The 19,969-nt window shown below is 65.5% G+C and carries 15 protein-coding genes and 1 tRNA gene; 7 read left to right on the forward strand and 9 right to left on the reverse strand.

The window, feature by feature from the left end:
- Window positions 1–41 precede the first annotated feature (41 nt).
- On the forward strand, window positions 42–527 hold the full coding sequence (locus tag LK12_RS07430) for an RDD family protein (protein WP_039281185.1): 486 nt from the start codon (window positions 42–44) through the stop codon (window positions 525–527).
- Window positions 528–534: 7 nt separating this feature from the next.
- Here the strand turns inward: LK12_RS07430 and LK12_RS07435 are convergent, their stop codons facing one another.
- A complete protein-coding gene (locus LK12_RS07435) occupies window positions 535–3,060 on the reverse strand; it encodes an ABC transporter permease (protein WP_039281189.1) in 2,526 nt (841 codons plus the stop codon).
- Between the two features lie 27 nt (window positions 3,061–3,087).
- Window positions 3,088–3,798: an ABC transporter ATP-binding protein gene (locus tag LK12_RS07440; RefSeq protein ID WP_039281192.1), complete on the reverse strand. Its 711-nt coding sequence runs from the start codon at window positions 3,796–3,798 to the stop codon at window positions 3,088–3,090.
- A 140-nt stretch (window positions 3,799–3,938) separates the two neighbouring features.
- Between LK12_RS07440 and LK12_RS07445 the strand changes: the two genes are divergently transcribed.
- A complete protein-coding gene (locus LK12_RS07445; protein WP_082010423.1) occupies window positions 3,939–4,619 on the forward strand; it encodes an arylesterase in 681 nt (226 codons plus the stop codon).
- Here LK12_RS07445 and recF read toward each other — a convergent pair.
- The 3 genes from recF to LK12_RS07460 are packed head-to-tail and all read right to left on the reverse strand — an operon-like array spanning window position 4,582 to window position 7,653.
- Entirely contained in the window at window positions 4,582–5,679 is a 1,098-nt protein-coding gene (recF, locus tag LK12_RS07450) for a DNA replication/repair protein RecF (protein ID WP_039281198.1), read from the reverse strand. The genes LK12_RS07445 and recF overlap by 38 nt on opposite strands.
- Before the next feature lie 46 nt (window positions 5,680–5,725).
- A complete protein-coding gene (locus LK12_RS07455) occupies window positions 5,726–6,520 on the reverse strand; it encodes a queuosine precursor transporter (RefSeq protein WP_039281201.1) in 795 nt (264 codons plus the stop codon).
- An 11-nt stretch (window positions 6,521–6,531) separates the two neighbouring features.
- On the reverse strand, window positions 6,532–7,653 hold the full coding sequence (locus LK12_RS07460; RefSeq protein ID WP_052223244.1) for an epoxide hydrolase family protein: 1,122 nt from the start codon (window positions 7,651–7,653) through the stop codon (window positions 6,532–6,534).
- An 85-nt stretch (window positions 7,654–7,738) separates the two neighbouring features.
- On the opposite strand from LK12_RS07460, the gene LK12_RS07465 reads away from it, so the two are divergent.
- Window positions 7,739–7,815: transfer RNA gene (locus tag LK12_RS07465), tRNA-Arg, on the forward strand.
- Window positions 7,816–7,873: 58 nt separating this feature from the next.
- On the opposite strand, the gene LK12_RS07470 is transcribed toward LK12_RS07465, so the two are convergent.
- On the reverse strand, window positions 7,874–10,363 hold the full coding sequence (locus LK12_RS07470; RefSeq protein WP_039281204.1) for a TonB-dependent receptor: 2,490 nt from the start codon (window positions 10,361–10,363) through the stop codon (window positions 7,874–7,876).
- Between the two features lie 255 nt (window positions 10,364–10,618).
- Here LK12_RS07470 and LK12_RS07475 point away from each other — a divergent pair, with 255 nt between their 5' ends.
- Window positions 10,619–11,869, forward strand: coding sequence for a cytochrome P450 (locus LK12_RS07475; RefSeq protein ID WP_039281206.1), 1,251 nt, complete (start codon window positions 10,619–10,621; stop codon window positions 11,867–11,869).
- Between the two features lie 208 nt (window positions 11,870–12,077).
- Window positions 12,078–13,070 (forward strand): MBL fold metallo-hydrolase, encoded by a 993-nt coding sequence (locus LK12_RS07480; protein WP_039281209.1) that lies wholly within the window; start codon window positions 12,078–12,080, stop codon window positions 13,068–13,070.
- A gap of 18 nt (window positions 13,071–13,088) precedes the next feature.
- Here the strand turns inward: LK12_RS07480 and LK12_RS07485 are convergent, their stop codons facing one another.
- Window positions 13,089–13,283: a hypothetical protein gene (locus LK12_RS07485; protein ID WP_039281212.1), complete on the reverse strand. Its 195-nt coding sequence runs from the start codon at window positions 13,281–13,283 to the stop codon at window positions 13,089–13,091.
- 392 nt (window positions 13,284–13,675) lie between these two features.
- On the opposite strand from LK12_RS07485, the gene LK12_RS07490 reads away from it, so the two are divergent.
- Window positions 13,676–14,503, forward strand: a complete 828-nt coding sequence (locus tag LK12_RS07490) for a universal stress protein (RefSeq protein ID WP_039281216.1) — start codon at window positions 13,676–13,678, stop codon at window positions 14,501–14,503.
- Between the two features lie 10 nt (window positions 14,504–14,513).
- On the opposite strand, the gene LK12_RS07495 is transcribed toward LK12_RS07490, so the two are convergent.
- Complete coding sequence (locus LK12_RS07495) at window positions 14,514–17,249, reverse strand: HAD-IC family P-type ATPase (protein WP_039281219.1); 2,736 nt, start codon at window positions 17,247–17,249, stop codon at window positions 14,514–14,516.
- A 460-nt stretch (window positions 17,250–17,709) separates the two neighbouring features.
- Window positions 17,710–18,045, reverse strand: a complete 336-nt coding sequence (locus LK12_RS07500; protein WP_039281222.1) for a UrcA family protein — start codon at window positions 18,043–18,045, stop codon at window positions 17,710–17,712.
- Window positions 18,046–18,396: 351 nt separating this feature from the next.
- Between LK12_RS07500 and LK12_RS07505 the strand changes: the two genes are divergently transcribed.
- Window positions 18,397–19,881 (forward strand): AMP-binding protein, encoded by a 1,485-nt coding sequence (locus tag LK12_RS07505; protein ID WP_039281226.1) that lies wholly within the window; start codon window positions 18,397–18,399, stop codon window positions 19,879–19,881.
- The last annotated feature ends 88 nt before the right edge of the window (window positions 19,882–19,969 follow it).

Genomic DNA, 19,969 nt, shown 5'->3' on the forward strand with positions numbered 1-19,969 from the left:
GAAAAGCGCATTCACGCGCAAGGGGAACAAGGGGGAAGCCAATGCAACCTTACGGTGGTTTCTGGTGGCGGGTACTCGCCTACTTCATCGATGCGATCATCCTCAACATCGCGATCAGCGTGGTTTTCAGCATTCTCGGCCTCGGCATCGGGGCGAGCCTGACGATGATGGAAGCGGGGCAGGCAAGCAACGCCTATACCGGCGCGCTGATGATGAGCAGCCTGCTCAGCCTCGTGGCCTCCTGGCTCTATTTCGCGCTGATGGAAAGTTCACCGATGCAGGCGACGGTGGGCAAGCTGGCCGTCGGCGTGATCGTGACCGACCTCAACGGCAACCGGATCAGCTTCGCCCGGGCGACGGGACGGTATTTCGCCAAGATCCTCTCGGGCCTGATCCTGTTCATCGGCTACATCATGGTCGCCTTCACGGAGCGAAAGCAGGGGCTCCACGACATGCTCGCGGGAACCCTGGTCTGGAAGACGCGCGATCCGCGCTCGGTCGTCTCGCACGAGGAAGTCTTCCGGTAGGTCTTGCCTAGAGCTCCCTGAGCGCTCGGGCCGGTTTCGCCCGCAATAGCGGCAGCGAACCGCCGAGCGCGAAGGCGAGCACCAGCACCAGGCCGGCGCCGAGGACCATCAGCACCCGTGGCCAATCGGGCAGCCAGTCGAACTCGAAGAGCTTGACGATCACTGCCCAGGCCATGGCGCTGCCGGCCGCTAGCGCGACGAGGGCGAGGACGAGCGCCAGCAGGCCGTATTCCGCGAGCTGGAGGGCGAGAAGCTGCCGGCGGCTCGCACCCAGCACCCGCAGGATCACGTTGTCGTAGGTGCGGCTCGCCCGTGCCGCGGCTATGGCGCCGAGCAGGACGGCCAGGCCGGCGAGCACGGCCACGGAGGCCGCGGCAAGGATCGCCGTCGACATCTGGTCGAGGAGCGTCCGGGCATCGCGCAGCAGGGTTCCGGTTTCGATCACCGAACTGGAAGGAAAGGCGCGCGCCAGCCGGGGCAGGAGTTTCGCCGTAGGCGTGCCGGGCGGCACTTCGATGGTGGCGGCAAGGTGGTGCGGGGCATCGGCGAGGGCATTGGGTGAGAAGACGAGCACGAAATTGAAGCCCATCGTGTCCCAGTCGATCCTGCGCAGCGCAGCGATCCTCGCCGTCCGCTCGACGCCCAGAACGCCGATCGTGATGTAGTCTCCGACCTCGAGGCCGACCGCGTCGGCGAATTTCTCGTCGAGCGAGACGAGCGGTTCGCCGCGGTAGAACTCGGGCCACCACTTGCCGTCGGTGACAGTGCTGCCCTCGGGTACGCCGACGGAATAGGTCAGGCCCCGCTCGCCGCGCAGCGCCCAGGCGCCGTCGGGGAGATCGTCGCCCAGGCTGGCGACACGGGTCATGTGCCCCTTGGGCCCGTAGGCCAGGATCTTGCCGCGCAGGTTCGGCACGATCTTCGTCACCGCTCCGGGCAGGGTTCTTTCCACCGTGTCGCGGAAGGCGCCGGCCCCGTCCTGGGGGACATCGAGCACGAAGAAGTCCGGAGCGCGGGCGGGCACCGTCTTGCGGATGTTGGCGTCGAGGCTGGTCTGGACGGCCGCGATCAGCACGAAGGCCGAGAGTCCGAATCCGAGCGCCGTCACCAGCGCCCCGGTCTGCGCGCCGGGACGGTGCAGGTTTGCCAGACCGGCGCGGAGCATCGGCCCCCGCGGTCGCGGCAGGCGCGCCGCGACCTTGCGGATCGCAAGCCCGATTAGGGCCAGCAGGGCGAGCATGGCCGCCGCACCGGCGAGAAAGCCGATGGTCAACATGGGCTGTGCCGCATTGACCAGGGCCAGCGCCGCGATTGCCGCAAGACCCAGACCTACCGGCACCACGAGCGCGCGGCGGTTCGCGTCGAGAGGCGACACGCGTGCGCGCATCAGGGCCATGGCCGGGAAGCCGCGCGCGCGGATCAGTGGCGGTGCGGCAAAGACCAGGGCGACCAGCAAGCCATAGGCAGCGGCGGTGAGCAGCGCAGTGAGGGAGACGGTAAAGCCGGTGCTGACGGGCAGCAGCGTGCCCAGCGCATTCGCCAGCATCGGCGTGACCAGCACCCCTGCCAACAGACCGGCAAGGCTGCCCGCCAATGCGGCGGCGCCGATCTGCAGCAGGTAGATGCGCGCGATGTCGCCGCTGGTGGCGCCCAGCACCTTGAGGGTGGCGATCGAGTTGCGCCGGGCCTCGAGATACGAGGACACACCGCCACCGATGCCGATCCCGGCAATTATCAGCGCGGCGAGGCCGACGAGCACGAGAAACTCGCCCATCCGGCGCACGAAACGCTCGGTCGAGGGAGCGGCATTCTCGCGCGTGCGGACCTGAAAGCCGGCGTCGGGAAATTTCGCCTCGAGCGCGTCGGCCAGAGTGTCGGGATTGCGGGCAGGATCGGCCAGCTTCACGCGCACGGCGCTGCGATACATGGCGCCCGGTGCCGTCAGGCCGGCGCGGGCGGGCAGGTCGAGCGGGACGATGGCGACATCGCCCAGTGCGAACCCTTCGCTGAGCTGTTCGGGATCGGCCGTGAGGATACCGCCGGCCGTTACCTTCTGGCCGCCGATCCTGAGCGTGTCGCCGACCGTTATGCCCAGCCTGGCGGCCGTGCCCTTTGCGATCCACGCCGTGCCTTCGGGCGGGGCACCGACCGTGCGGCCATCGGTGAGTTGCAGCCGGCCATAGAGCGGCCAGTCGCTTGCGACGGCCTTCAGCGCCACGGGGGCCGTGAGATCGCCCTTGCTGGCGATCGCCTGCATCCGCAAGCCCGGAGAGACTTCCCCCAGCGGTTTCAGCGCTGCCATTTCCGCATCGGTAAGCCCGCGTTGCCAAACGCGCAGTTCGATGTCGCCGCCCAGGATCTGGCGGCCGCGAACCGCCAGTTCGCGCTCGATCGATCCGGTCAGCGTGCCGATGGCCGCAATCGCGCCGACGCCGAGGAACAGGCACACGAGCAGCAGCCGCAAGCCCCGGAACCGGGCCGAGAGATCGCGCCGGGCGATGGTCCAGGCGGTGCGCCAGGAGAGCGAGCTCAAGGCAACTTTCCCTTGGCGGGGTGCACGCTACGCAAGGCTGTCGCTCGCAATCTTGCCGTCGGCCAGCGTCACCACCCTTTCGCAGTGGCGGGCGAGCCCTTCGTCGTGGGTGATGATCAGCAGCGTCGCGCCGGCTTCGGCCCGGCGGGCGAACAGCAGGTCGATGATCGATGCGCCGGTGGCGGCATCGAGGTTCCCCGTCGGTTCATCGGCAAAGACGAGGGAAGGGCGCGGCGCAAGGGCGCGGGCGATGGCGACGCGCTGCTGCTCGCCGCCCGAAAGCTGCGCGGGATAATGCGAAAGGCGATGGCCCAGGCCGACGGCGGCCAATTCGGCCTCGGCACGCTCGTGTGCTTCGCGCATGCCGGCCAGTTCCAGCGGCGTCGCCACGTTTTCGATAGCGGTCATCGTGGGCAGCAGGTGAAAAGCCTGCAGCACCACGCCGATCCGGCCGCGGCGGGCGCGAGCAAGCGCATCCTCGTCCATGCCGGCAAAGTCCTCGCCCGCGACCGACAGGGAGCCCGAGCTTGCGCGCTCGAGGCCGGAGAGAACGGACATCAGCGAACTCTTGCCGGAGCCCGAAGGCCCCAGCAGCGCCAGCGTCTGGCCCTGCGGCACGGAAAGGTCGATGCCCTTGAGGATTTCGACCGCGCTGCCGCCGCTGCCCAGGGTCAGGCGCAGGTCGCGAGCTATGACGGCATGTTCGGGGGACTGGGAAGGACTTGTCACGCACCCCATATGGGATAGCAACAAGTCATCCGACAAGCGCTTCTTCCCCGGAGTCTCCTTTGCGCCTCTTCCGTCTGGTCCTGCTGGCCGTTCCCCTGTTCCTCCTTTCCGCTTGCGAAAAGGCGGAGCCGCCCGCCCCCGAACCGAGCATGAGCGAGACGCAAAGCGTGCTGGAAGCACCCCCGGCCATTCCGGTGATGGGCCCGGAACGGCCGATCCTCGCGTTCGGCGATTCGCTGCTGGCGGGCTATGGGCTGCAGGATGGAGAAAGCTATCCGGCGCGGCTGGAACAGGCGCTTCGGGCCCGCGGCATCAATGCGCGCATTGCCAATGCCGGGGTGTCCGGCGATACCACTGCGGCAGGGCTCGACCGGTTGGACTTCACGCTGACCAGTCAACCGGAGAAGCCCGAGCTCGCCATCGTCAGTCTTGGCGGCAACGACATGCTGCGCGGCCTTCCGCCCGAGCAGACCCGCAACAACCTCGATGCGATCCTCAAGCGCCTGACCGACCGGAACATCAAGGTCGTGCTGCTGGGCATGATGGCGGCGCCCAACCTCGGCAAGGACTATGCTGCGCGGTTCAACCCGATCTATCCGCAACTGGCCGAGAAATACGGCGCGACGCTGATCCCCTTCTTCCTGCAACCGGTGATCGACAAGCCCGATCTGATGCAGGAGGATCACGTGCATCCCACGGCGATCGGCATCGATGCGATCGTGGCGGCAACGGCGGACGATGTCGCCGAGGCGTTGCCCAAGGAGGAGGATACCCCCGCCGCGACCGACGCGCCTACCGAGGCTGCAGCCGGCGAACCGACCCGGCCGTAACTTCCCAGATTGCCGCTTCCTGCGCGATGGCTTCGAAGGGCGCGATTTCGGTTCCGGTCAGCCAGACCTGAGCCGACCCGGCGCGCAGGCGGTCGAACAGCGCCTCGCGCCGGACGGGATCGAGATGGGCGGCGACCTCGTCGAGCAGCAGCAGGCGCGGGCGGGTCTCGCCATCGCCTTCCAGAAGCTGCGAGTGGGCAAGGGTCATGGCGATCAGCATCGCCTTCTGCTCGCCGGTCGAGCACTCCGCAGCGGGCTGGTTCTTGCCTGCCATGGTCACGGCCAGTTCGTCGCGGTGCGGGCCGACGAGGGTGCGCTGTGCCGCCCGATCGCGCGGACGGCTGTCATGCAGGGCAACTGCAAGGGCATCGGCGGCAATCGGCCCGCCCGGCTGGTAGGCGAGTGACGGGCGGGCAAAGGGGGATTCCGGCAGGGCGGCAAGGGTAGCTTCGAGACGCGCGACGAGGTCGGCGCGGGCCGAGGCCACCGCCGCGCCTGCCTCGACGATCTGCATCTCGATCGCGTCCAGCCAATGCGGATCGGGCGCGCGCTCGTCCGAGAGCAGGCGATTGCGTTCGCGTATGGCGTTTTCCAGCCGCGAGGCATGGCTGGCATGCTCGGGGCGGACAGCCAGTACCAGTCGGTCGAGAAAGCGCCGGCGCGCGCCCGCGCTCTCGACGAACAGCCGGTCCATTGCCGGGGTCAGCCAGCCGATCGAGAGCCATTCGGCCAGCCGCACCGCAGGTGCCTCGGCGCCGTTGATCTGGACGATCCGCCGCCCCGGCCGGTCGGGCGCCACGCCGGTGCCGAGGCGGACCGGCTCGCCGCCCGGGACCGACAGCGCTGCGCTTACAGCGAAACCCCCGTCGAAGCCCTGTCCCGGCATTTCCGTGAGTGCTGCGCGCCGCAGCCCGCGGCCCGGTGCCAGCAGGCTGATCGCTTCGAGCACGTTGGTCTTGCCCGCGCCGTTCTCGCCGACCAGCAGGTTGAACTGCGCCGTGCCTTCCACCGCGGTTTCGCGGTGGTTGCGGAAACGGGAGAGGAGAATGCGGTCGAGCATGGTCGGCGCGGGCCTAGCCGCTCGGGAGCGTCAATGCCACCGGGCGTTACAGCGACTGGGTCTTGGCAAAGGGGGAGAAATCCACGTTGTCGTCGTAGACGTCCACGCCCTCGCGCCGCTTCAGGAAGCCGACGACGATGTAGGTGACCGGGGTCAGCACGGCTTCCCAAAGCGTCTTGATGATCCACTGGGTGAAGGCCAGCGTCACCACCAGGTGCGGGGTGAAGCCCGGCACGCCGAGGAAGGCGAGGGGATAGAACAGCGCGCTGTCCACGCCTTCGCCGAAGATCGTCGAGCCGATGGTGCGGGTCCACAGGTACTTGCCCTGTGTGAGCACCTTCATGCGGGCGAGCACGAAGGAATTGACGAACTCGCCGGCCCAGAACGCGATCAGCGAGGCGAGAACGATGCGCGGGGTCTGCCCGAAGATCGAATAGTAGGCGGCCTGGTTGGGCGCCGTCACCTGCTTGCCGTCGATCGTGTAGGTGGCAGAGGCCAGGGCCCATTCGGGATTGGCCGGGATGTAGACGACGACGACGCTCATCAGCACCATGAACAGCAGGCCGAAAAAGCCCGCCCAGATGCAGCGCCGGGCATTGGCGTAGCCGTAGACCTCGGTCAGCACGTCGCCGATGATGTAGGAGATCGGGAAGAACAGCACGCCAGCCCCGAAGGTGACGGTGCCCAGCAGCGGCAACGCGATCTGCGCCTGCTTGGCTGCGCCGATCAGGTTCGACAGCAGCAGGATCACCACGAAGGCGACCATCACGTAATCGAAATAGCGGAAGTGGCGGCGCGCGCCGGAAATGCCGTCGATGCGGGACAGGTGCAGATCGCTCATGGGCGCGAACCTTAACCTGTCCCTGTCCCCGCGCCTAGCTGGCTTGCGAAGGCGCGCAGATCCTCAACGAACAGGCCGGGAACCTCGATCGCGGGAAAGTGCCCGCCCGACCCGAACCGTTCCCACCGCACGACGTTGTAGTGCCGTTCGGCCCATGGGCGCGGGATCATGACCGGCTCCGCCGCATAATGCGCAACTGCCGTGGGCACGCTGACATAACGTTCGGGTGCGGGATCCTGCACGGCTTCGCGGTACAGCATGGCAGACGACGCCGCAGTGCCGGTGAGCCAGTAGAGCGAGACCACCCGGCAGATCCACTCGGGGTCGCGTGCCGGGTTGTCGGGGATGGCCCGATCCGACCAGTCGTGCAGCCGCTCGCCGATCCAGGCGGCCAGCCCTGCCGGCGAATCGTTGAGGGCATGGGCAATGCTCACCGGTGCCTGCGCCAAGAGGTTGAAATGCGGCCAGCCCAGGAGCGTCGCGTAGGTATCGGCGATTGCCTGGTCGTCGGCCGACAGGGCGGGCGCATCGGCGGTAGGGGCGCTTCCGTTCACGGTGTTGAGATGCAGGCCGATCAAGCGATCGGGAGCTTGCCGCGCCATCTCCGTGGCGATCGAACTGCCCCAGTTGCCGCCCTGGACAAGGAACCGCTCGTGGCCGAGCGCGCGCATCATTTCCAGCATGAGCGTGGCGATCCGGCGCGGGCTCAATCCCGGCGCGAAGGGCGAAAAGCCGTATCCGGGCAGCGAGGGAACGACGACATGGAAGGCGGGCATGCCGTCGCCGGGCTCGGCCAGGCGGTCGGCCACACCTGCGAATTCGAGAAACGCGCTCGGCCAGCCGTGAAGAAGCAGGAGCGGAACGGCGCGGTAATGCGCGGAAGAGCGCATCATTGCATGGATGGGATTTCCCGAGGTCGGAACGAGCACCTGCTGCCGCGACCGTATGGCCTGTTCGAATGCAGGCCAGTCGAAGCGGTCGCGCCAGTGGCCGCACAAGTCCTGCACGAACTGCAGCGAGGCGCCGGCGCCCGCGACTTGCGCCGCTGCGGACGGCAACCAGCGCGTGGCATCCAGCCGCCGGCGCAAGTCTTCGACTGCAGCGGATTCCAGTCTGAAGTCCAGTCTCTCCATGTCCCCACCCGTTCGTCGCCAAGGCCTTGCTTCGTCACTAACGCCGTTTGCGCACGGGACGAAGCACGCTATGGGGGCGAGGCGCGCGCCCGTAGCTCAGCTGGATAGAGCACGAGCCTTCTAAGCTTGGGGTCGCAGGTTCGAACCCTGCCGGGCGCGCCATTCCGCCTCATGGCGAGCGCGAGCGCAACGCCGGTCTGCTGGCGCTCGCGGTGCAATTTCAGCGAAACTTCGGCCTGATCGTGATGCGCAGCCAGACCTCGCGCCCGTTGTCGTAGGAGCACCAGATCTCGTCGCTGCCAGAAGGGCCCTGCCTCGGTCCGCCGTGCTCTTCGCCCGGAAACAGGATACCGCCGGCGTTGTTCGAGTTGAAGCACAGGCCGGTCGTGTACTTGTTGGTGAGATTGCTGCCCAACAGCGACACTTCCCAGCTGTCGTCCTCTGCCCCGAAGGCGATCGATGCGCCGAGCTTGAAGAACGCACCCTGATAGAAGTCTTCGCGCCGCCCGAGGTTGGTAATGTACTTCGAGGAATATTGGCCGGTCGTGCCCAGCCGCAGCTTGTGGTTCTCGCCCACGGGAAGTTCGTAGTCGATGCCGTAGCTGGCCTGCCATCTGGGCGCGCGACTCAGCGGCGTGCCGGTGAGATCTTGCGCCGCGTACTGGAAAGGCTCACCCGCCGCGTTCGTAAAGTAGTTGCCGGTGGCGTAGGATATCTGGTCGTCGACGCTGTTCACGAGATCGAGCAGGCGGGGCGTGAGGTTGCAGCCTTCGGCCGCGGTCTGCCCGCCCGCACAGGGCGCGCCGACGAAGCTGGTGAACTTCGCTATGTTCCAGTTGATCGCGCCGTGCAGCGACAGCCCGTCGATCGCGGCCGGGTAGTAGGCAAAGTCGAAGTCCGCGCCGTAGACCTTGGCCGAACCGGCATTCACCGTCTGCAATACCGGGATTCCGTTTGCGGCAGGCTGGTTGATGCCCACCTGCAGGCCATTGTAGCGGTAGTAGTAGCCCGCGAGGTTCAGGTTGAGCTGCCGGTCGGCCACCCGCGTCTTGATACCGATCTCGCCGCCCCGAACGCGCTCGTCGCCGTAGGAGTTGTCGGTTCCCGGAAAGATGGGCTGCACGATGTTGTAGGAGCCCGACTTGTATCCCTGCTTGAGCGAGGCGAAGAGCGTGAAGGTGTCGGTAGGGGTGAACGTCGCGGTCAACTCGGGCGACCACTTCTTCGATACCAGCTTCGGCGCGGTCGGCACGAAATCGAACCCGCCAGCGGTAGTGGTCATGTCGATGGAGCGCCGTTCGTCGGTATAGCGCGCGCCTGCGGCGAGTTCGAGAGTGGGGACCACCTGCCAACGCACCTGGCCGAAGCCCGACCATGACTTGATCTTCATGTCGAACGTTCCGGCGAGCAGCCGCGAGGGGAAGCCCAGCGCGGTGTTGCCGGCAAGGAAGGCGTCGTCGTAGACGGTCGCATGTTGGTAGAAGCCGCCGAGCAGGAAGTTGACCGGCCCCGCGTAGCTTGAAGTCAGCCGCAGTTCCTGGGTGAAATCCTTGCGCTGGTATTTCTTCGCCGCGGCGAAGGGCGTGTATGTCCCGGGGTTGAACCCGCCGGTGAGCGACTGGCTGCGCAGATTGTAATAGCCGGTCACGGAAGTCGCGGTGAGGGCATCGGCAATCTCGCCGTTCAGCTCTGCCGTGACGAAGTCCTGCTTGGTGCGGACGTACGGCTTGCCCTGATTTGGCAGCCCACCGAAGGTCTCCGGGTTCAGGTAGACAATCGCGGTGTGGCGATCGACCTGGCAGTCCTCGCCGGGGGCGAAAAAGCCCGGCAGCGGGATGCCGAGCGAGGGCAGATAGCTCGCGGTGCCTTCCGGGCACGACTTGTACTGGAATGGCCCGCCACCCTCGTTGTATTCGTTCGAGTGATTGAGCTTGATCCGCGCCGTGAAGGGGCCGCCGTTGTCGTAGAGGAGCGTGCCGCGCAGATAGATCGCGTGGTTGTGCCCCAGGCGATCCGGGGGCTGTACGCCACCCAGCGCGGAAATCGCGCCCGCATCGTTGTAGAAGTACCCATCCGAGGTGTTCACCGCTGCCGCCAGGCGTATGCCCAGGCCCGGTGCGACGGGACCTGAAACGATGCCCTCTCCGTGCATGGTACGGGCATAGAATTCATAGCCCAGCCGTCCGATGACCTCGGGTTCCGGGCCCGGGTCGGCAGTCCTGATCGAGACCACGCCGCCGGGCGAATTCTTGCCGAAGAACAGCGCCTGCGGGCCCTTGAGCACTTCGACCTGCGCCATGTCGAACAGGCCTATGGAATAGGCATTGCCTTGCGTGAACTGCATCCCGTCGATGTTGAGCGAGACGGACTGGTCGATGCCCGGATCGAGCGAGGTAGTACCGACACCGCGGATCGAGACCTGCGCCCCGTTTTCGAGCACCGACTGGCCGAGAATGAACCCCGGCGTCAGCCTGGTGATGTCCTGGAGATCGACCACCTGGTTGTCGGCGAGCTGCTGGGCGGTAACGACGTTGGCCACGACGGGGACCTTGAGGATCGATTCCTGGCGCTTGCGGGCCGTGACGATGATTTCGCCGCGATCGGCGGGGTTCGCCTGCTCGCTTTCCTGCGGTGCCGACTGTGCGTATGCCGTGGTCGCCGGTATGGTCATGACCGCTGCACCGGCCAGCAACGAAAATCTGCCCTTCATCGCCCGTCCCCCCTCTCGTGATTGATCCCGGTCGTCCGATTGCCGGGTGTTCGCAGGGGGACGGTAGCCGGGCTTGTCGCGCCCTCAACTATGCCACCGGCTCAATACTGGAACAGTTCGGGGCGCGTGTTCTCGCCATTCTCGCATCCCGGGCGACCCTGCGGGTTAGGATTGAGTCGGTGACGTCGCGCGAACCGGACATGCATCGGATGCAACGGATGCGGCATCGCCCACGGAGAAGGAGGAAGCACTTCTATGTCGCGACGCGCACCGGATGCAGCCGCGCCACTGATCGATGCGGACGACCTGGACCTGCCCTTCCTGCCGATCGAGGATCCTGCCTTCGCCGCCGATCCCGCGTCGCAATTCCGCCGGGCGCGGGACGCGCATCCCTGGCTTGCCCGCATCGGTATCGGCTACATCGTCATCGAACACGCGGCGATGCGGGAGATGATGCGCAACGACGCCCGGATGGTGTTCGGCTTCAACGAGGTCGTCGAGCACATGGGGGCGAGCGGTACGCCTTGGGGCGAGTTCATCAAGGGCACGATCCAGGTCCAGTCGGGCGACACCCATGCACGATTGCGCAACGCCCTCAGGAGCGCCTTTTCGCCGCGCATGGCCAACCGCTACCGCGACGTCATGCGCGAGCAGATCGACAAGCTGCTCGATGCCTGGTTGCCTCGGGGGCGCTTCGATTTCGAAGAGTTTGCTTCGTATTACCCGATTTCGGTCATGTGCCGGATGCTGGGTATGCGCGAAGAGGTCATTCCGGAAATCCGCTCCTCGCTGGAGGCGCTGGGCCTGGCGATGAGCATGGATCGCCGCTACCTGCCCGAACTGCAGCGCGGGACTCAGTTGCTCGAACACACCGCTCGCTCGCTGATCGCGCAGCGCCGCGCCGACGGGGGGAAGAGCGGCGATGCCGATCTCCTCGACATGGTGCTCGCTGTGCGTGAGAGCGGCGAGATGAGCGAGGATGAACTGGTCAACCTGCTCATCTTCATGTTCGTGGGTGGCTACGACACCTCCAAGAACGTCATCACCTTGATGATGCATGCCCTGATCGACCGGCCCGGGCTCTACGAAAGATGCGGCGAGAGCCTGGAATTCACGCGCAAGGCCATGCACGAAACTTTGCGCTTCCATTCGCCCGCTTCCGCGCTGCGCAAGGTCGTGAGCGACATCGACTTTCGCGGTGTACGGTTCCCCAGCGGCTCGCTGGTGATGTTTCCCTGGGGCTTTTCCGGGCGCGACCCCACGGCGGTGGATGAGCCCGACCAGTTCGATCCCGAACGAAAACGCCCGCAGGGCAGCCATTTCGCTTTCGGCATGGGAGCCCACATCTGCCTTGGCCAGTTCATCGGCATGGCGCAGATCGAGGAAGGCTTTCACGCGATCGCGCGGCGCCTCAGGAATCCGCAACGCACTGGCGAGCCGGGGTGGCGCCCCTATCCGGGCACCTGGGGCATTGCCGGCCTGCCCATCGCGTTCGGCCCGGCCTAGTCGCCGCGTTCTGCGCGCTCGGGCCGAAAGCATCTCCGCGGATCGGATCGGGCCTAAGGCGGCACGCGCTCGCGTGTTCTCTCGATCGGGTTTTCGACTGAATCTCTCAGGTGCAGCCGCAATTGGGCGCGGGCTGCCGATGGGCTATGGTCCCTTCAGCAAGCGTATCGAGAAACCCGCAGGCCGTTTCAGACATTTTTGCCGAGTTATGCGTCCAACCCTTCATCCCAGGCTCGTCAACGGGCGCTATGGCGATCCCGCCGTCTACGTGGCGGCGCTGCACCGTTCCCAGTCGCTCCTGTTTGACCTGGGCGACCTCGCAGCGCTCCCGTCGCGCGACCTGCTTCGGGTGGCGCACGTGTTCGTTTCGCACATGCATCTGGACCACTTTATCGGCTTCGACCGCTTGCTGCGGGTGAACGTCGGCCGGGAAAAGACGATCGAAATCGTCGGCCCGGCCGGAATTGCCGAGGCGGTCGGCCACAGGTTGCAGAGCTATACCTGGGACCTGGTCGACGGTTTTTCCGTGGACCTGGTTTTCGAGGTCTACGAGATCCACTCGCCCGGCCAGCTCGATGCCGCGCGCTTTCGCCTGAAGGCGGGCTTCGCGCGCGAGGAGGGGCCGAAACCGCCGAGCTGGTCGGGAGGCATGGAAATCGGCTGGCAGGACTTCCGGTTGCGGATGACCCGCCTCGAACATCACCACGGCGTCAGCCTCGGCTTTGCGGTCCAAGAGCCGCTGCACGTCAATATCTGGCGAAACCGGCTGGATGCGCGTGGACTGAAACCGGGACCGTGGCTGCAGGTCCTGAAGCGGGCATTGTACGAAGGCGCCGGAGACGGTGCCCCCATGCCCCTTCCCGACGGGAGCGAGGCGAGCCTCGGTTCGCTGCGCGATCTGGCGAGCATCGAGCCGGGCCAGAAAGTCGTCTACGTGACAGACATTTCGGATACCGCCGAGAACCGTGAGGCCGTCATTGCGCTTGCCGACCATGCCGACATACTTTTCATCGACGCCAGCTTTGCCGCTGCGGATGCCGCACTGGCGAGGCAGCGCGGACACCTGACCACTGCCGCAGCCGGCGAGATCGGACGGGCCGCTCGGGTGAAACGCATCGAACCCTTCCACTTCTCCCCACGCTACGAAACAGACGAGCAGCGCTTGCTGGACGAGGTCTATTCAGCGTTCGAAGCAGCCTGAACGACCCGCGAGGCCCAATTATCCGTGACCGCCGCGCCGGCCGCCGCGGCGGGGGTGATCACGTTTCTGATAATCTTCGGGCTCGACCGTGCTCTGGTTCTGTACGGCCTGTCTGTTTTCCTTCTGCAACGCAGGATCGGAATCGCGGTCACGCAGACTCGCTCCGCTTTCCTTGGCGCCGCCGTCCTTCAACGGCTTGTCATGCTCGGACATGTCGCTCTCCTCGTATGAGGCAGCACGGGTAACGCGGCCACGCACCGGTACTGCACCTTGCACAAGCAACGGTTGCCCGCCCGATTCGGTTTCCGGCACGTCCTTGCAGCACCAGGTCATGCTTGCGCAGATCGTCCCCCCGACAGCCAGCAACACCCGAGTCGTCGGCAGATCCCTGGTACCGCAAACCTAGAGGTTTCCAGGCCATGGCATGCTGTTCGAACATGCATGTTCCGAAAAGCGGCAAAGATTTGTCACTTGTCATCTTCAGCGGGGCAAGCGAGTCTCGCTTGGTCTTCTGGCCGGCCTGGATGCCGGTGAGTACTTGATCGATACGTGCCCACCTCGCGCATATCGTTTTTGAAGCCCGTTGGTCACGAAGAGAGCAGGCCATGCCCGAAAAACACCATCCCATACTGGTTGCGACCGACCTGAGTGCCCGTTCGGACCGAGCCGTCGATCGAGCCGTTTTCATGGCCTCGCAGCGGGACGCCCGCCTCATCGTCCTGCATGCGACTGAACGCGGGTCGCGGCTCGATGAACACCAGGAACTGGCCGAAAAAACGATCCGTGCCGTACTGCCAGACCCTTCGGCCGACATCGAAATCGTTTCGTCAGCCGGTTCCGCGCCCAAGCTGATCGTCGAGGCCGCCAAGTCGGCAGAATGCAGTCTGATCGTGACCGGAGTTGCACGCTTCAACACGATGGGCGACTTTTTTACCGGGACCGCCGTCGATCACATCGTGCGCCATGCCGACGCGCCAGTCCTGGTGGTCAAGCAGCGCTGCCACGACCGCTACCGCTCTATGCTCGTCGCGACCGACTATTCCAGTTGTTCGCGGGCTGCGCTGGTGACAGCGGCTGAGATGTTTCCGGACGCGACCATCCAGCTCGTTCATGCTTATCATGTTCCTTATGAGGGATGGCTGCGCGACGAAGCGAATCGGCAAGCGGCCACGCAAGAGGCGGAGAAGGACTTGAAGGCTTTCCTGGCAGATCCGGCCATTCCCCAAACCGTGCGTACGCGCACCCGCTTGCGTATCGGTTATGGCGGGACCACGCGCGTGGTGGCGGAAATGGCTCTCGAAGACGAGGTGGATCTCGTCGTGATCGGGACGCATGGGCGTGGCGGCCTGATCCACGCGACAATCGGCAGCATGGCCGAATCGCTGCTCGAATCCGTGCAGCCCGATACGCTCATGGTGCGCGAACGGGCGTAGCGGTCGCAGGCTAGGGGCGCGTCGCAGCTTGCTTCATGCCGAGGCGGGCGGGATACCGGAACGTCAGGCGCATCTGCTTTTCGATTTCCATCATTGCGAAGAATACCACGCCCAGCGCCACGATCAGCAGTCCGTCCGCGAGCGGTACCGCCTGCGTCCCGAAGACGGTCTGCAACGCAGGGACGTAGGTGATCGCGAACTGTGCCGCCGTGACCAGCAGGACCGCGGCCCAGACGTAAGGTGTGCCCCGCACCGCCGCGATCGATAGAGAGGTGCCGTGGATGTTGCGGACGAAGAAGAGGTTGAAGATCTCGAGCACGACGAGCGTGTTTACGGCCATCGTCTGTGCCAGCGCCTCGGGATATCCCTGGTCCAGCGCATAGAAGAAGACGCCCAGGACAGCCACAACGAACAGCATCGAGACGAGCAGGATGTGCCAGATCAGTTCGCCGGTCAGCAGCGGCGCATCGCGGGGGCGTGGAGGGCGCCGCATCGTGCCGGGTTCAGTCGGCTCGAAGGCGAGGGCGATGCCCAGCGTGACGGCGGTGATGAGGTTGACCCAGAGGATCTGCACGGCGGTGACGGGCAGTACGATCCCGGCAAACAGGGCCACCACGACGGTCATCGCTTCGCCCGCGTTGGTGGGCAAGGTCCAGCTGATCACCTTCTTGATGTTGTCGTAGACGGTTCGCCCTTCCCGCACGGCGGCGGCAATTGATGCGAAGTTGTCGTCTGCCAGGACCAGTTCGGCAGCTTCCTTGGCCGCTTCGCTGCCCTTCAGCCCCATGGCCGTCCCGGCATCGGCGCGCTTCAGTGCGGGGGCATCGTTCACGCCGTCCCCGGTCATGGCGACAGTAAGTCCGCGGGCCTGCAGCGCGGCGACCAGTCGTAGCTTGTGCGCCGGCGAAGTGCGGGCAAAGACGTCGGTCTCTACCACCGCATCGGCCAGTTCGCCGTCGGTCATGACCTCGATCTCGGCACCGGACAGCGCGCTTTGGGTGTTGCTGAGACCAATCTGCGCGGCAATGGCGAGGGCCGTGGCGGCATGGTCCCCGGTGATCATCTTTACCCCGATGCCGGCTTCATGGCACTCGGCCACGGCGGCTATGGCCTCCGGGCGAGGCGGGTCGATCAGGCCGACCAGCCCGATGAACAGGAGCTGGCGCTCAAGGTCGGCGCTGTTGAGGACCGTATCGTCCTGATTCATCGGCCGCGATGCCAGCGCGATCACCCGCATGCCCTGGGCCGCGAGCGCTTCGATCCGGTCTTGCCAGTACCCCGCGTCGACTGGCTCAATCCCCCCCGTCCCGGTGCGCTGGCCGGAGCACATCGGCAGCACGGCTTCAGGCGCGCCCTTGACGTCCACGAATGCGTGGCCATCGTGGTCGTGGTGAAGCACGGCCATGTAGCGATGTGCAGCGTCGAAGGGGATGGCATCGGTTCGCGCAAACTGCTCCCACGAGGCGGCCCGCCCGGCGGAGATCTTTTCCGCCAGGGCAATCAGCGCGCCCTCCATGGGATCGCCTTCCACCCGCCAGTCGTCATCGTGCCGCACGAGTTCCGCATCGTTGCAGAGACGGGCCGCACGGGCGAATTCCCAGAGGACCGGATCGCTGTCGAGATCCGCCGGGACCCCGTCGCTGCGCTGCACCGTTCCCTCGGGCGTGTAGCCTTCGCCGGTCACGGTGTATTCCGTTCCGGCGGTGACCAGAGCCGTCACCTGCATCTCGTTGCGGGTCAAAGTGCCGGTCTTGTCGGTGCAGATCACCGAGACCGAGCCGAGCGTTTCGATCGCTGGCAAGCGCCTGACGATGGCATTGCGCCGCGCCATGCCCTGCACGCCTACCGCCAAGGTGATCGTCAGGACCGCCGGCAGACCTTCGGGAATGGCCGCTACCGAGAGCCCGACAACGACCATGAAGACTTCACTGAACGGCATGTGCCGGACGAAGAACCCGAAAGTCAGCAGACAGGCCCCCACCATCAGGATGAAGAGCGTGAGCCAGCGCGCGAAGACATCCATCTGGCGCACCAGGGGGGTGGTCAGCGTTTCCACTTTCGACAGCATCGAACTGATCTGGCCGATTTCGGTGGCGTCACCGGTCGCTACCGCCAGTCCGCGGGCAGTGCCGGATACCACCATCGTCCCGCTGAACAGCATCGGCGTGCGGTCTCCCAGCGCAGCGTCAGGCGCGACCGGGCCCGTGCCCTTGTCGGCGGGTACGGATTCGCCCGTCAGGATCGCTTCTTCGGCCTTCACGCCGCGCGCTTCGATCAGTCTTAGGTCGGCCGGGACACGGTCACCCGCTTCCAGAAGGACGACATCGCCCGGAACCAGCGCATCTGCCGGGATCGTGCGCCGCGCGTTATCGCGCAGAACCGAGGTATGCGGCGCCAGCATCCCGCGGATCGCCGCCATGGCGTTCTCGGCGCGTCCTTCTTGAATGAAACCGATCACCGCGTTGGCCAGGACGACCGCGAGGATCACGGCGGTGTCGATGAGGTGCCCAAGCGTTGCCGTGACCGCCGAAGATGCCAGCAGGACGTAGATGAGAATATTGTGGAAGTGCGAAGCGAAACGCACGAACGGATTGCGCCCGGGCACTTCCCGCAGCCGGTTCGGCCCGAATTCGGCGAGCCGTCTGTCGGCTTCCGATTCCGTGAGTCCCTCCGGACTGGAATCAAGCGTGCCCAGCACCTGATCGATCGGCTCCGCATGGTGAGGCTGGCGGCTGACCTCCATCATGGTGCTTGGTGCTCCTTGCATCGGATGGTCGGAAAGGCGGTGTCAGATGAAAGGCGGGTGGTTGGCCTCATCGACATTACCCAATTCCAGGCCGTCGCGGAACCCGTGCGAGGTCGGGTCCCGTGACGGCGGAGCCGGCCCAGGCGCCCAGATTACGGGTTGGAAGGGGCAAGCGACCGAAAGACCCGCGCCAGTCTGCTAACATGAATTGCCTGTAGGAGGCTGTCGTCACCGACCGGGTGGCCGCTTCGATCTCGTGCCGTCGATGATCGAGAAGAACGGAGCAGGGACGGGCCCATCGGAGAGCGCCCGCAGGAAGGACCAACTGTACCGGAAAGGTGCAGCGGATCAGGAAAGCGGAGGCGGACGAAGCCCGCGAAAGGCGGTCGGTTTTTCCGCTCCTGTGGCGGCGCCGTTCGCGCGCGCCACAGGAGCGGCAAGTCCTGTTCCCGACCTCAGGTCAGGACGAAGTGTCCTCGAAATTCACGCTGCCCTGCCGCTGTGACGTGTCTGCCAATGCAAGCGCGCGACCTTCCTCGGCCGACGTCCGGGCTTGGTTCAAGCAGCGTTGCCGAGCGTGAAACGCATCCATGGTTGGATTTTCCGCTCTGCTGCAAAGCGTGGTGACCGCTTCGTCCAGGCGCCGATCAAGCTCTGCCACCTGGCTGGGCCGGTTGAGGTCCAGGTCGTTGTATTGGATGACGGTCGTCTGTTTTTCCCGCGCTTGCGCTTGGGGCACAACCACTCCTGCGCACGCTGTCAGGGCAGCGAGCGCAGCTATTGCTGGCTTCATCATTGTGTTCTCTCCCATTAACATCTGCAGCCGGAGCAATCCTCAGGGATGGCCATGTTCTTGTCTGGCTTCATTCCTGCGAGAGACGATGGGGGTCACCCAAACGTACCCGAATGCAGTGAACCCTGATTAGGGCTCCAGGTGGTTCAACGCAATGAGAGACGGCAAGTTTCCTGCAATAAACGATGCTGCGGCCGCGAAGAACGAGCCTCCCGCTTGCAGGTGCCAACCGTTTGCCGCCCCGCCCAAAATCTCCTAACGACCGGTCCGTCGTCTCAAACCTTCGAGATCGCTTCGGCTGGCATCGGCTGGGGCCTTTTGAAGTGAGGACAGGATTTGGGGAGAAGCGATACAGTGTCTGGCGATCTCTATTCACGCTTTGCGCAGAGCTTCGAGCGCTTCAGCGACAGTGTCCTCGTCGAGGACGGTGCGCGCGCCTGGACCTACGGCGAGATCGCGGCGATGGCCGGGCGGCTGGCAGGCCGACTGCAGGCACTGGGCGTCGCGGCTGGCGAGCGGGTGTTGGTGCAGACGGACAAGAGTGTCGAGACGCTGATCCTCTATTTCGCGACGATCCGGGCCGGTGCGATCTACCTGCCGCTCAATATCGACTACACCGAAAGCGAACTCGACTACTTCGCTACCGATGCGACGCCGGTGCTGGCGGTCTGCCGCGACCAGTCGGTCGATCTTTTCGGGCGGATCGGCGGCGGCGCGATGCAGGTCACGACACTGGCGCAGCTCTTCGCCGAGCTGCCCGAGGCCGAAGCCCCGCCGGTTCCGCGCGCAAGCGACGACGTCGCGGCGATCCTCTACACCTCGGGCACGACGGGCAAGCCGAAGGGGGCGATGCTCACGCAGGCCAATCTGGCGTCCAATGGAGAGATGCTGATCGATTTCTGGCGGTTCACGTCGGAGGACCGGCTGATCCATGCCTTGCCGATCTTCCATGTCCACGGCCTGTTCATCGCGGTGCACTGCGTGCTGTTTTCCGGCGCCTCGATGGTGTTCCTGCCCAAGTTCGAAAGCGGCCGCGTGATCGAGCTCATGGCAGACAGCACCGTGCTCATGGGCGTGCCGACCTTCTACATCCGCCTGCTGGCCGATCCCGCCTTCACGCGCGAGAGCGCGGCCAACATGCGGCTGTTCATTTCCGGCTCGGCCCCGCTTTCAGCCGACATCCACCGCGCCTTCGAACAGCGCAGCGGGCATCGCGTGCTCGAACGCTACGGCATGACCGAGACCGGGATGCTTACGTCCAACCCCTATGACGGTGAGCGCCGCGCAGGCTTCGTCGGGCCGCCGCTTCCGGGCGTGTCGCTGCGCATTGCCGAGTTCGAGACGGGCAAGGTCCTGCCGCAGGGCGAAGTCGGTATTGTCGAGGTGAAGGGCCCGAACGTCTTCAAGGGCTACTGGCAGATGCCGGAAAAGACCGCTGCCGAGTTCCGCCCGGATGGCTATTTCATCACCGGCGACATGGGCTTCATCGATGCCGACGGCTACGTCCAGCTTGTCGGGCGCGAGAAGGACCTGATCATTTCCGGCGGGCTCAATGTCTATCCGGCCGAAGTGGAAGCGCTGCTCGACGATAGAGAGGATGTCGGCGAAGCGGCGGTGATCGGCGTGCCGCATCCCGACTTCGGCGAGGCCGTGGTTGCCGTGGTTCAGCCGGTCGGTGCCTTCGATGCCGATGCCGTGCGCGAGGAACTGCGCAAGGATCTGGCGGCCTTCAAGGTGCCCAAGATGATCCTCACGATGGAATCGTTGCCGCGCAATACGATGGGCAAGATCCAGAAAAAGCTGCTGCGCGAACAGTACGCCGATCTCTTCGCCGGCTGACGAGAAACGCGGCTTTTTCATCGCCGCGGCGGCAAGCGGCCGACCCGTCTCGCAACTGCCGTGACGGGGCGCTAGACGGGTCGCTGAT

The sequence above is a fragment of the Novosphingobium malaysiense genome (assembly GCF_000802225.1).
GTDB classification, from domain to species: Bacteria; Pseudomonadota; Alphaproteobacteria; order Sphingomonadales; family Sphingomonadaceae; genus Novosphingobium; species Novosphingobium malaysiense.

Coding starts and splice junctions, on each gene's coding strand:
- LK12_RS07440 (WP_039281192.1), bottom strand. CDS start 3,798: ATGGGGTGCGTGACAAGTCCTTCCCAGTCCCCCGAACATGCCGTCATA.
- LK12_RS07480 (WP_039281209.1), top strand. CDS start 12,078: ATGCGTCCAACCCTTCATCCCAGGCTCGTCAACGGGCGCTATGGCGAT.
- LK12_RS07430 (WP_039281185.1), top strand. CDS start 42: ATGCAACCTTACGGTGGTTTCTGGTGGCGGGTACTCGCCTACTTCATC.
- LK12_RS07455 (WP_039281201.1), bottom strand. CDS start 6,520: ATGAGCGATCTGCACCTGTCCCGCATCGACGGCATTTCCGGCGCGCGC.
- recF (WP_039281198.1), bottom strand. CDS start 5,679: ATGCTCGACCGCATTCTCCTCTCCCGTTTCCGCAACCACCGCGAAACC.
- LK12_RS07490 (WP_039281216.1), top strand. CDS start 13,676: ATGCCCGAAAAACACCATCCCATACTGGTTGCGACCGACCTGAGTGCC.
- LK12_RS07495 (WP_039281219.1), bottom strand. CDS start 17,249: ATGATGGAGGTCAGCCGCCAGCCTCACCATGCGGAGCCGATCGATCAG.
- LK12_RS07445 (WP_082010423.1), top strand. CDS start 3,939: ATGAGCGAGACGCAAAGCGTGCTGGAAGCACCCCCGGCCATTCCGGTG.
- LK12_RS07460 (WP_052223244.1), bottom strand. CDS start 7,653: ATGGAGAGACTGGACTTCAGACTGGAATCCGCTGCAGTCGAAGACTTG.
- LK12_RS07485 (WP_039281212.1), bottom strand. CDS start 13,283: ATGTCCGAGCATGACAAGCCGTTGAAGGACGGCGGCGCCAAGGAAAGC.
- LK12_RS07470 (WP_039281204.1), bottom strand. CDS start 10,363: ATGAAGGGCAGATTTTCGTTGCTGGCCGGTGCAGCGGTCATGACCATA.
- LK12_RS07500 (WP_039281222.1), bottom strand. CDS start 18,045: ATGATGAAGCCAGCAATAGCTGCGCTCGCTGCCCTGACAGCGTGCGCA.
- LK12_RS07475 (WP_039281206.1), top strand. CDS start 10,619: ATGTCGCGACGCGCACCGGATGCAGCCGCGCCACTGATCGATGCGGAC.